Source organism: Clostridium beijerinckii, assembly GCF_036699995.1.
Classification (GTDB): domain Bacteria; phylum Bacillota; class Clostridia; order Clostridiales; family Clostridiaceae; genus Clostridium; species Clostridium helianthi.
This window is the reverse complement of record NZ_CP144906.1, coordinates 3,031,477-3,044,861: the sequence shown is the minus strand read 5'-3', so window position 1 is coordinate 3,044,861 and position 13,385 is coordinate 3,031,477. Positions and strand designations below refer to the sequence as shown.

9 protein-coding genes are annotated in these 13,385 nt (G+C 30.8%); 7 read left to right on the top strand and 2 right to left on the bottom strand.

The annotated features are described in order from the left end of the window. Positions 1-143: 143 nt before the first annotated feature. Entirely contained in the window at positions 144-1,613 is a 1,470-nt protein-coding gene (locus PZA12_RS14090) for a leucyl aminopeptidase (protein ID WP_078115396.1), read from the top strand. A 223-nt stretch (positions 1,614-1,836) separates the two neighbouring features. Further along, positions 1,837-3,870, top strand: a complete 2,034-nt coding sequence (locus tag PZA12_RS14085; RefSeq protein ID WP_078115397.1) for a Na+/H+ antiporter — start codon at positions 1,837-1,839, stop codon at positions 3,868-3,870. 111 nt (positions 3,871-3,981) lie between these two features. Here PZA12_RS14085 and PZA12_RS14080 read toward each other — a convergent pair whose 3' ends face one another. Further along, positions 3,982-4,629 carry a flavodoxin family protein gene (locus PZA12_RS14080; RefSeq protein WP_078115398.1) on the bottom strand — a complete coding sequence of 216 codons (648 nt, stop codon included), beginning with the start codon at positions 4,627-4,629 and terminating at the stop codon, positions 3,982-3,984. Between the two features lie 131 nt (positions 4,630-4,760). Between PZA12_RS14080 and PZA12_RS14075 the strand changes: the two genes are divergently transcribed. Then, a complete protein-coding gene (locus tag PZA12_RS14075; protein ID WP_017210606.1) occupies positions 4,761-5,102 on the top strand; it encodes a winged helix-turn-helix transcriptional regulator in 342 nt (113 codons plus the stop codon). Between the two features lie 194 nt (positions 5,103-5,296). On the opposite strand, the gene PZA12_RS14070 is transcribed toward PZA12_RS14075, so the two are convergent. After that, a complete protein-coding gene (locus PZA12_RS14070; RefSeq protein ID WP_077842462.1) occupies positions 5,297-6,550 on the bottom strand; it encodes a DUF4179 domain-containing protein in 1,254 nt (417 codons plus the stop codon). A 936-nt stretch (positions 6,551-7,486) separates the two neighbouring features. On the opposite strand from PZA12_RS14070, the gene PZA12_RS14065 reads away from it, so the two are divergent. From PZA12_RS14065 to PZA12_RS14050, 4 genes are all read left to right on the top strand, one after another. Further along, positions 7,487-8,926 (top strand): ATP-binding protein, encoded by a 1,440-nt coding sequence (locus tag PZA12_RS14065; RefSeq protein ID WP_078115399.1) that lies wholly within the window; start codon positions 7,487-7,489, stop codon positions 8,924-8,926. 125 nt (positions 8,927-9,051) lie between these two features. Further along, positions 9,052-10,995 carry an NAD(P)/FAD-dependent oxidoreductase gene (locus tag PZA12_RS14060; protein ID WP_078115400.1) on the top strand — a complete coding sequence of 648 codons (1,944 nt, stop codon included), beginning with the start codon at positions 9,052-9,054 and terminating at the stop codon, positions 10,993-10,995. Positions 10,996-11,230: 235 nt separating this feature from the next. Further along, complete coding sequence (locus PZA12_RS14055) at positions 11,231-12,862, top strand: thiamine pyrophosphate-binding protein (RefSeq protein WP_078115401.1); 1,632 nt, start codon at positions 11,231-11,233, stop codon at positions 12,860-12,862. Between the two features lie 4 nt (positions 12,863-12,866). Beyond that, positions 12,867-13,235, top strand: coding sequence for a carboxymuconolactone decarboxylase family protein (locus PZA12_RS14050; protein ID WP_078115402.1), 369 nt, complete (start codon positions 12,867-12,869; stop codon positions 13,233-13,235). Positions 13,236-13,385 lie beyond the last annotated feature (150 nt).

The window sequence follows — 13,385 nt, the reverse complement described above, 5'->3', positions numbered from 1 at the left end:
GTTGGATATCTATAACATATAATGAGTTTATGATTGAAATAATAAACTATAAAGGAATGAAATATTTCTAGTGTTTGTACACGTAGTAAACAGTAAATAAAAATTAAGAATATTAACTAACTTTTATAGATGGAGGGAATAGTATGGAATTTAAAATTAATACAATTAAAGCTCATGAAGCTGACTTGGTTATGCTTCCTGTTTATAGTGATAATAAAGATTTGCAAGATGAAAAGCTTACTGTTATATATAAGCATTTTAGAGAAAGCAATAAATTTAAAGGTAATGCTGGGGAAATATGTGCGGCTACCAATGTAGTTGAAAGTGGAGTTCAAGACATAATATTTATTGGACTTGGAAGCAAGGATGAGTTGACAACAGAAATTATAAGAGGTTCTTTTGGAAAGGCAATAAAAAAGGCAATTGAATTAAAAGCTAAAAAAATAGCATTAAATATGATATCTAATGAAAAGTTATCAGTTGAAGATATTACAAAGTCTATGGTTGAAGGAATTGGTTTTGGAGAATATAGATTTGATAAATACAAGACTGAAGCTAATGAAAATTCGGAAATTGAGGTAAGTATCTGCACTGATGAAAATGGAAAAACAAACTCAATATATGAATATATAGATGAAGCTTTGATACTTGTTGAAACAACTAAATTTGCAAGGGATTTAGTTAATGAACCAGCTAATGTACTATATCCAGAAACTCTTTCAGAAAAGGTTATTGGCTCTGGAAACAAATATGGATTTGAAGTTGAAGTATTCGATGAAAAGAAAATTAATGAACTTGGAATGGAATCTTTCCTATCAGTGGCAAAAGGTTCAGAACTTCCTCCTAGACTTATTGTAATGAGATATTTTGGAGATGAAAGCAAAAAGGACGACATATTAGGTCTTGTTGGAAAGGGAGTCACTTATGATTCAGGTGGATATTCTATAAAGCCAACTAGCAGCATGGATTCAATGAAATCAGACATGGGTGGAGCTGCATCAGTTATTGGAGCAATAAGTGCTATAGCAAAGAAAAAGTTAAAGATAAATGTTGTAGGAGTAATTGCTGCATGCGAGAATTTAATATCTGGAGCTGCATATAAACCAGGAGATATAATTGGTTCTATGGCTGGTAAATATATTGAAGTTTTAAATACAGATGCAGAAGGAAGGCTTACTCTCATAGATGCGGTACATTATATAATTGAGAAGGAAAAAGTTAATAAGGTTATAGATTTAGCTACATTAACAGGAGCTGCCTTAGTTGCACTTGGAGTTACTACAACAGCTGTGGTATCTAATAACGATGAGTTTTATAAAGATTTAGAAAATGCATCACTTAAAGCTGATGAAAAAGTTTGGAGATTACCTAACTTTGATGATTATAAAAAACTTATTAAGTCCGATATAGCAGATCTAAAAAATACTGGAGGCAGGCATGCAGGTACTATTACTGCTGGATTATTTATAGGCGAATTTGTACAAAATAAGCCTTGGTTACATTTAGATATTGCAGGTACAGCTTGGACTGAAAAGGAAACTAGTTATTGCACTAAAGGTGGTACAGGAGTTGGTGTGAGAACTCTTTACTATTTAGCAAAGAATAGGTGTTAAGATCAATAAAGGTATTTTAATAATTTTTATTAAATTTCTTTGAGAAAATAGAACTTATTAGCTTTTAAGAAGCTAATAAGTTTTTTTATATTTATAGGGTAGACTAGAAGTAAGATTACATTCCCAAAATACTAATTTATAAAAAAGATTATTGTTGAGTGATTTTATCATGTATAATAGTAATAACATATAAGTTAAAATAGACCAAAGGAGGGGATATGAAGTGGATTTACTAATGACGATATTATTGTTGATGGGATGTTTATTGATTTCAAATATTATTAGTCACTATGTTCCATCTATACCTACAGCTTTGACACAAATTGTTTTGGGTGTAATTATTGCATTTGCATTTAAACATACTTCTTTTGAATTAGAAGAAGAATGGTTTTTTCTCTTATTCGTAGCACCGATTTTATATAATGATGGAAAATACTTTCCACGAGAAGAGTTATGGAAAATGAGGCGCTCAATATTTGGAAATTCTTTAATACTAGTTTTATTAACAACTATAGGTGGAGGATATTTTATTCATTGGATGATACCAGGAATTCCTCTTGCAGCTGCCTTTGCATTAGCAGCTATTTTATCACCAACTGATCCAGTGGCTGTAAATGGTATAGCAAAGAGAATTCACATACCTGAAAAAGTATTAAATCTTGTTAAAGGAGAGTCTTTGATAAATGATGCATCAGGTATAGTAGCTTTTAATTACGCTATAGCTGCTGTAGTAACAGGCTATTTCTCATTAAAAGATGCAATTTTAAATTTTTCGTATTTATTTTTGGCTGGGGCGGTCTTAGGTTTGATTTTTGCCTTGATTTTGACATTAATAAGATTTAATTTGCGTAAAGAGGGTATAAATGATGTTGTCTTTCACTCTCTTCTGCAGATATTAGCTCCATTTGTAATATTTATAATTACTGAAGAACTTCTACACGCATCAGGAGTAATTGCTGTGGTGGTTGCAGGTATTATTCATTCACTTATCAGCAGAAGATTTGAAACTAGCATAGCGGAAGAGCAGGTACTTACAGAAAATATATGGTCCATTATTTTATTTGTGTTAAATGGAATTGTATTCTTATTATTAGGATTAAATATTCCTCTATCAATGAGTGAAACAATAGCTGATCCAAATATAGGAAATTTAAAGGCCATTGGATATGTTATTGCAATTGGTTTTGTTATTTTGGCAATTCGTTTTGTCTGGTCTTATATTTCAGCTTTTTATGAATATCGTTTAAGCAAAAATAAAGATATAGAAGTACCTAATGTAAAGATAGCCTTATTAACTAGTTTAACAGGTGTTAGAGGTACGGTTACAATGGCGGGAGTTCTATCAATACCTTTTTTCTTGAATAACGGAGATGCATTTCCAGAACGCTCACTGATACTTTTTTTAACTGCTGGCGTAATATTATTTACACTAATATGTGCAACAGTGTTCTTGCCATTTTTATGTAAAGATGAATTGAATGAGGATGAAAAGATTATTGATAAAAACTTAATTGATGCCAAAAACAGACTTTTATCAGCCGGTATTAAAGCTATTGAGTCAGAATTAAATGATAAAAATGAAGCAGTAGCTTATGAATTAATTCATGAATATAAACATATATCTCAAAATCTTAGATTTGAGCAAACTTCAAACGCAGTTGAGAAAAAATTTAATCAGCAAGAAATGGTTGAAATACAATTAATAGCGTTAAAGGCAGAGCGAAAATATATTAATGAATTAATGGGTAAAAGTGAGATTGATGAACAAGTATTTAAAGCACTTGATAAATCTTTAGATTATAGAGAAGAAGTCTTTCTAAGAAATCCTAGTCAAGATACTATGTTTCTTGTAAGGAAATTAATGAGAGCAACGAAGATTTTTTATAAAAAGTTCAGGAAGAGAAAAGAAATCAAGCTAAATAATTTGAAATTAGTAAAAGATATTCAATTGAAATCCTTTCAAGCTGCAATTGAAGCATTAGAGGAATATCTAAGAAGTCATGAAGGATCAAACGCTGCACAAGATGTAATTCTATATTATAGAACCATGATTAATAGATTCAAAGGAAACGTAGTTAAATATAATGAGGAAAACATAAAACAAAAGGAAGAACTAAGAATTAAAGCCATGGATATAGAGCGTTCAGCAGTTCGTAATATGTATGAATCAGGAGAAATTACTAGAGAAGAATCAAATGAATTAAGAAGGTATATAAATTATATTGAAAGTGTGATTTTGTATAAGCATGCAGAATAATTCATATAGATAAAGCAGTTTTTTATGATATTCAATTGGATTATACGTTTCAATGTTAAAGAGAACAGTGAAACGGAGAATAGAGCAGTAGCTTGATTAGCTACTGCTTCATTATACATTTGTGACAAGCGTTACTCCCATGTCAAAGGCTTTTTGACAATCAACAGGAAATTGTTCAGCTTTATGTTTTGCTTTTTCTTTTTCAGAAAACCTAGAAGATTCGTATTTATCATAATCAGAGAATTGATAAGTATTATAACTATATAATGATTCTAGGGGTTTTCCTGTGGTTCTTGCAATCATATTTTCACGTAAAGTAAAACTTTGCTTAACTCCAAATTGATTAATTTGTTCTTCTGTAGCATTCATAGTATAAATAAATCCTGCAGGGATTTTCTTAGGATAAACCGTTGGTATTTCTTCGCTATAGATGTTATTAGAAAATAAGAAACGCTCAAGTAGTGCAGTCATTCCAGCAGTAATATTCATGTAATAAATGGGAGAACCAAAGATAACTGCATCTGCTGTTTTTAATTTTTCGAGAATAGGGGTTAAATCATCTCTTATTACACATTTTCCATGTTCACCGTTTTTTCTTTTACAGGCAAAACAGCTTATACAGCCACTATATTTTAAGTCATAGAGGTTTATAAGTTCAGTTTCTGCTCCTTTTGAGGCTGCTCCTTCAAGAGATTTCTTTAATAAAGTTGCTGTATTCCAGTTCTTACGTGGGCTCCCGTTAATAGCGATAATTTTCATAAATGTTTTGCTCCTTTTCATTTAAAATAAAATTTATATTATGATATAATTATATTACTAAATCAAAAATATACTAGTACGCAACTTTTTTTGACTAGGTATATTTAATTTTACTAAGGAGATTATTTATTATGAACGATGAAAGAAAGGATAAGTCCATAAATACTCATCTACAATATTTACTTAAAGTAATTGGTGGTAAATGGAAATTGCCTATACTATGTATATTAACCAAAAAAGAAGTAGTACGTTTTAATGAATTAAAAAGAGAACTAAATGGAATTACTAATATGTCGCTAAGTAACTGCTTGCAGGAATTAGAACAGTATAAAATAGTAAAGCGTATACAATACCTAGAAATGCCTCCTCGTGTGGAATATTCATTAACGGAGAATAGTAAGAAATTGATTCCTTCATTAAAAGGTCTCAGTGATTGGGCGAAGGAACAAATTGAAATTGATGATGAAGACTAAACGCTAAAATTAATATTGAAGAAAAGCTATAAAAGTGCAAACTAAGCTATAAGAATTTTGTAACAATAGAATAATAGAGCAGCATAAAAGCCGCTCTATTTATTTGAATAAAATCAAATTTTTACTATCGTAAAACTAATTTTAGAATTGATAAGTGTATAACAAAAAGCTAACAGAAATATTTAAACTGTATTTTATTTAGAAATTTGTATTTCACTTCCTAGATTATATCTATCTATTTGTTCTATATTATCTCTAGAAATTATATCTAAGGCCTTATCTTTTTCTACATTATTAAACTCTACGATATATCCAAGAGCAACATTTGGATCTTTATAGAAACTCATATTTTTATCGCTATCATAATTAGAGTAATAAACTTGACCTTCTGTAAAATTATAATACATACTCATACTACTTGCCATTAATAAACTTGCCTTTTCTGAACTTCCCTTACAATATACTTTTACAGTATTATCATTTCTTTCAATATTATATATTTCTCCTTTACTTCCATCAGAGAAATCGAAAGATTTTGAATAGGTTACATTATTAGTTGTTTGTTTATTTGTATCTTCTTTTTTATTACCATTTTCATGTGCTTTTCTAAATTCGTCCCAAGTTATATTACAAGTTAAAGGTATTACACTTATATCTTTTTGCTCTTTAAGAATATCATAAGTAGCCGACTTTGATTCATAAGTTCCTTTTGTTTCTTTATCATCTGAAGAACTTCCAGAAGCGCTTAACCTATACATTTTATCGCCAACCTTTAAGATCATTGAAGAATCCATATACATATCATCATGGTCTTTTCGAGGCTCTCTATAAGTAACTGTTGTTCCTAAAACATCAGACTCCAATTTATTTAAGGTCCGATCAGATCCAGAGATTTTTGTTGATAGATCTTTTTCAATTATGTTTTTAAATGATTCCGAAAAATCTGCGTTTGAATCCATTCCTATGTTAACTTTATAATTAGGAAATACTACATCTAGCCTTAAATCACCACTTTCAGGAAATTCTTCGTCGTCATTATCTTGATCTATAGTAATTAATAGAGTTTTATCATCTATAAAATCAGTCGACATACCTTCTCCGCCTCGATGAGTTTCACCATAAAGTAATTGAAATATTGAGTTATCATTGTATTTAGTTTTATCAAAAGGTTGTGTGCTTTCTACTTTAATTACTGCATTTAACTTATGCTTTGTTACCGTTGCCTTTTCTAATGTTACTTTTAATCCATTTTGAGTAACGCTCTTATTTATATTAACTGAATAATCTTTATAAGTAGCAGCAGCTGAAGTTGTACTACTTGTGTAAGAAGAAATTGCTTGTACATTATCATCTGCTAAAGCTGGCATTTCTAATACGCCCATGGTTAGCATAAATCCCATAATTCCAATAACTGGTCCTAATAATTTACTAATTATTTTGTTTATCATTAATAATTTTCCCCCTAACTAAATACTTAATAAGTGATAAGTTATAAGTGATAAGTGAGAGTCCAAATTTTACATTTGGGTTCTCGAACTTAGCTGACAACCGTAGGGCGTCAGCGTCCTTTGAAGTTGATTTTTGGTTACTCGAACTTAGTTAAGTCGCGCAAGTGACTTAACTTCCTTTATTGTATTTGCTTCTTTGAACTTAGCCAACAACCGTATGTTATTAGCTTCCTTTGTAGTTCTTTTAGTATATAAAACTTATGTCATGATATTTAATTCGACTAAGTTTGTCTTTTTACCGTACAATTAATTATATCCCTATAATGGAAAACAATCAATTAATTTACATAATATTCATTTTACTGTTATACAAAATCAATATATTCAAGCATTAATTAAGAAATTGATTAGCATTTACACTTATTTTATTTGTGATTGATGGATTAAGTTAAATAATAGTAATATTTTTTATATGATAAATCAAATCGCTTAAAAGCAAGTCACAAATAAATATTCTTTTGAACGAACATTTTTTAAAATAAAACTTTTTTACAATTTAAAAAGGAAAAAAGTTAAGAATTTAAAAACAAAAGAAGTTAAAAATGTAACAATTTATATTAGATATAGGGTTAAGGTGCATTAAAAGATTTTCTAAAAGACAAGTATTATGAAATATGGGAATAGTAAAAATGGGTGGAAAATTATTTTTCTAATTCGGACAATTTTCATGTAATATTAGTTACATTTTTACATTTTTTTGTGGTTTTAAAAACATGAAATATAAAATATATATGAATTAATTGTAAATTATGAAATTAATTAGAATAAATATTCCGATAATGGGAAGTTAGTGATATAATAGTTGGGTAAATTATGTAAAAAAGTGAATCAATATACATAAATTACTAAAGTTTTCTTTTGAGGAGGCAATATACGTTGCAAGATATAGATGAGCAAGAAGCAGATTATATTATAGAATCAAAAAAGAAGTGTAGAAAATTAGGATTAGATCCCAACAAACCTAGAGTGTCTCCTAATGCTATATCAGAATTAGAATTAGCTAAAAAGAAAGAGGTATATAAAGAAGTTTTAGATGTTGTTAAATTTTTTGGCAATAAAATGATTAAATCTTTAGAAGGTACTCCTATATTAGTTACTATTACTGATGAGAATGGGTATTTATTAGAGATTCTTGGGGACGAAGCTATAGGAGAAACAATGTTTGAATTTGGAGTTAAGCCAGGTATTCAATTTCGTGAAGAGGTTATGGGAACAAATGTAGTAAGTTTAACTCTTAAACAAAATCATCCAATACAGATAATAGGAGATAGTCATTATTATAATTGTCTACAGAAAAGCGCGTGTTATGGAGTACCATTCCACTATTCAGACGATGATAATTTACTTGGAACTATATGCATAATGACGGCTGTTATACTTCATAATCCATTTTTCTTAATGACACTAACTACTGTAGTTGATGCCATAGAACGAGAACTATTGCTTAGAAAACAAAATCGTAAGATAAATAAGCAAAAAGAACTATTATATGAATCAGAAAAAAAGCAAAGGGAGCTTTTAGAAAAAGATCTTGTGATGAAGGATGAATTTATAACCCTTATTACTCATGAATTCAAAACACCAATAAATGTAATTTATTCAGCTATTCAATTGATTGAACAGGTATATATTAATGAGATTCCTCAATCAGTCAAAAACTTAATAGGAAGCATAAAGCGAAATGCTTTCAGGCAGTTGAGGCTTGTAAATAATTTATTGGATATTACTAAGTTAAAAGCAGATCAATTTAAATTAAACCCCAAAAATATAGATATTGTATTTATAACACAATTAATTGCAGAGTCTATAAAAATATATGCGGAGCAAAAGAAAATCGCATTTGGATTTAAAACTAATACATATAGCATAAATACTTCAATAGATGATGAAAAATATGAGCGCGTAATTTTGAATCTTTTATCAAATGCAATAAAATTCACACCAGAAGGTGGAAATATAACTGTTGAGATTACAGAAAATATGAATAATAAAACAGTATCAATTGCTGTGATTGATACTGGGGTAGGGATTCCAGAAGATAAGCGTGAAGTGATTTTTGAACGATTTGGACAAGTTGATAATAATCTTTCGAGACAGGCAGAAGGTAGTGGAATTGGTTTAGCATTAGTAAAGATGCTTGTAGAAATATTAGAAGGTAGCATAAAGGTAGAAAGTGAATTAGGAATAGGTAGTAAATTTACAATAACACTACCTATTAAAGAAGTTATATTTGAAGAGAAAAGCAATGCATTCATATCTTCAGATAATGGATTAGTAAATGCCATTAATGTTGAATTTTCTGATATTTATTTTTAAAGGAATATTTATAAAAGTAATATATGAAAAAATTTTATAAACTAAGCTATTTAATTAGTGAGTTATTTATTTAATGTATCTATATAGATTTTGATAGGTATCGAGAAGGGAATGACAGAGTTATTATGGACTATAAGAAGTTATTTACGCCATTCAAAATTGGAAGCATGGAGGTTAAAAATAGAATAGTTTTTTCGCCTATAGGAATTAATGCATCCAATAGTGATGGTACTATTTCAAATGATGAAATTGATTATTATGAAGAACGTGCAAGAGGCGGAGTGGGACTTATAATTATGGGCGCTCAGTTTATCTCGCATGATATAGCACAAGGTCCTCTTTCAGGTATATTAGAGCATACGTATGTAATACCAAAACTTACTACTCTTTGTGAAACTGTGCAAAAATATGGGACAAAAATAGCTGCCCAATTATGTTGTGGTACAGGACGTGATGCACTTCCAAACGAATATGGAGAGCCACCGATGTCAGCATCACCTATACCAGCAGCATATAATAGAAAAGTTAATTGTAGGCCTATGAGTCATTACGATATAAAAGAAATTATTAAAAATTTTGCATGTTCTGCCAAAATCGTTAAAAATGCAGGCTTTGACGCGATTGAGATACATGGACATGCTGGAGATTTAATAGATCAATTTATGTCTCCAATATGGAACAAACGTGAGGATGAGTATGGTGGAACAGATGAAAAACGCGCTCGCTTTCCTATGGAAATTATTCGTTCAGTAAGAAATGCGGTTGGACCAGATATGCCAATATTATTTCGTATATCACTTGATCATCGATTTGAAGGTGGACGTACTATAGAAGACAGCGTACATCTTATTAAACTACTGGAAGAGGCCGGAGTTGATGCAATAGATATAGATGCAGGATCGTCTGAGGCAATTGAATATGTTTTTCCGCCTTCATATTTAGGCGATGCATGTATGGAATATTTATGTGAGCCTACACGCAAAGCTGTTAATCTTCCAATACTTAATTCGGGAAACCATACGCCCGAAACAGCAGTTAGGTTAATAGAATCTGGGAATGCTGATTTTGTCATGTTTGGACGTCCTCTAATAGCAGATCCAGAAATGCCAAATAAGCTTATGAATGGTAATCGTGAAGATGTAAGACCATGCATTCGCTGTAATGAGGGATGTATAGGACGTATTGCAGGTAGATTTGCTAAGTTAGGATGTTCTGTAAATCCGCAAGCTTGTAATGAAAAGCGTTTTAAAATTAAGCATACTAAAATTCCGCAAAATGTCGTAGTTATAGGAGCTGGGCCAGCAGGGTTAGAGGCAGCACGTGTTGCTGCAATTGAGGGACATAAGGTTACTCTATTTGAGAAAGAAAAAGTAATTGGCGGACAGATTGCAGCAGTCTCGACACCTGCTTTTAAGAGTCAGTTGCGCAGATTAATAGATTGGTATGGTGTTCAGTTTAAAAATTTAAATGTTAAAATTCAACTAGGCACAGAAGTTTCTGAAGCTGATGAGATATTAGCAAAGTGCGATAAAATCATCGTAGGAACAGGTGCAGTTCCAGCTAATCCTCAAATTCCTAGTATCGACGGTTCAAATGTTATTAATTTAATTGAGGCACATAAAGATAAAGGATTATTAAAAGGTGAGGATATTGTTATATGTGGGGGCGGCTTATCAGGCTGTGATAGTGCTTTGGAATTCGCTACTGAAGATGGTAAGAAAGTTACGATTATTGAAATGTCAGATGCAGTTGCAAAGGATGCTTTGTTTGTTAATGCAGCATCATTAATACCTATGCTTTATAAGGCGGGAGTGAAAATTTATACAAATAGTAAAGTTACATCAATTGATAGTAAGGGCGTTTATATAGAAAAACATGATGGTTCATCTGAATTTATAAAAGCTGATAGTGCGATTAATGCCTTGGGCATGGTAATGAACAATAAACTGGCAGAGGCAATAAAAGCAAAATATTATACAAAAACTAGGATTATAGGCGATTGTGAAAAAGTTGGGAATGTTGGCACAGCTGTACATATGGGATTTTATGCAGCAATTAGTTTGGAATAAGGAAAAACTTGATTCAGAAAGCACATAAGTGAAAGTGGAAATCTATGAGTTAACGGTTTATTATTAGTTAACCACTTAAGGAGTTATAATCACTTAAATGTGATTCATTTGAATTTAGTGAGAGAGGTTTTATGTAACACATTTGTGCTATTGTGGATAGACATCAGATAAGATGATTAATATTCTAAAATTACTTTCTAGAATATTAATATTAATTATAAAAGGAGAGATACATATGAGAAACATAGCATCTATTTTAGTATCCAATTTTAGAAAATGGGGGATTAATAATGTTTTTGGAGTACCAGGAAGACCTCTTGCTTCTTTGATTATGGAATTGGATAGACAAGATATTAATTTTATTTTAAGTAAACATGAAAGTGGTGCTGGTTATGCAGCAGCAGGTTACTCGTTAATTAACAAGAAATTGGGTGTTGCTCTTGTAACTTCTGGACCTGGAGGCACAAACGCATTAACTGCTGCAGGACAGGCTAAAGCTTACCATGTACCAGTACTATTTATTACTGGGCAGCAATCTATGCATAATGTTGGAAAAGCTATAGGACAAGATTCAACAATTTTTGGTACAGATTTAGTTAGGATGTTTGAATCAGTTACTAAATTTAGTGCTAGAGTCGAAAGAGCTGATCAGTTTCAAATATTATTAAAACATGCATTAGAAAAAGCTTATTCAGGAGTTAAAGGGCCAGTTCATTTATCAATACCTCTTGATATACTTGATGAAGAAATAGATGAATTTGAACTTGATTTACCTAACAATATGGATAAACTAATATCATCGAGATTAGATGAATTTGTTAGTAAACTAAATAATGCTAGAAAACCTGTTATATTAGCAGGTAAAGGAGTACATTCAAGTCTAGCTTACGAAGAAGTTAAAAACATAGCTGAAATTTGGGACATACCAGTTATGACGACTCCAGGAGGAAAAGGAACATTTTCTGAGAACCATCCTTTATCACTTGGCGCATTAGGTTTAGGTGGTACAGATAAATCAAGTGAATATATTAAGGAAGATATAGACTTAATGATAGTCATAGGAAGTAAACTATCTGATATGTCTTTAGTAGGAATATCACCGGACAATTATCCTAAAGAAGTTGTTCATTTAGATTATGATAATACATTCATAGAAAAAGCATTACCAGTTAAAACACTACCTATTATTGGTCATATCAAAGAAAATCTACAGCTAGTATTAGATAAAGCTAAAGATAAGAGAAGAAAAGAATATACTTTATTAGAAGAGATTTATGAATTTAAAAATAATATTAAAGAAATCAATAAGTATCTTTCATCTGCTCATGCTATGGAAATAATAAGAAAAGTATTACCGGATGATGCTGTCGTTTTTGGCGATGATGGAAGTCATTCTTTTTATGCAATAAGATATTTTAATATCAGAAAACCAGGCACATTCTTTTTCGATGACGTATTTGGAGCTATGGGGCATGCTATAGGATACTCAATCGGAGCGCAACTAGCAAACTATAATTCAAGAATTATTTGCATGACAGGTGATGGATGTACTTTTATGCAGGGAGCTGAAATTTCAACAGCAGCAAATTATAATATTCCAGTTACCTTTATAGTAATAAATAATGGAAGATTAGATATGCCAGAAAAGGCTATGATAAAGTTTTTTGGAAAGACAGTAGGAACAAATTATAATGTACCATTAGATGGTAAAAAATTTGGTGAATCTCTTGGTGTAAAGTCATTTAGATGCTGCAATGAACTTGAATTAAAAGAAGCGTTAGAAATTTCAAATTTACATAGGGAAGCAATTCTAATAGAAGTTATGGTTGATCCAAATGAAATACCGCCAACTATGAAAAGGGGATAGTAAAATGAATAAAGATTATGATAACGGAATCAATATGTTAAAACAAATGACAGATGAAAATGGTGAACAAATGATAAATTCTGTGGGAGAGATATTTCCAGATTTTTTGGATAAAATGATTTCTTTTGGATTTGGTCAAATATATGCAAGACCAAATTTGGATTTAAAAACAAGAGAAATTGTAACTATAACTGCTCTTATAACACAAGGCGCATTTGAACAATTAGATTTTCATATAAAAGGTGCTCTTAAAGCTGGATTAAAACAAGAAGAAATCTTAGAAATTATTTTGCAATGTGCAGCATATGTAGGTTTCCCTAAAGCATGCAGCGCATTAGGCATTGCAGGGAAAATCTTCACTGGAAAGCTCTAAATTGGAGATTGCCTTCCATAACTTCATGTTTCCACTTTTAGTGTGACAAGTACTAAATGAAATAAGCTCTAGCAGAAAATTTACTCGCGTTTGTTCGCTGATTAAGTTATTATCACACAATCAAAAATTGGAGTTATATACTTGGGAGCA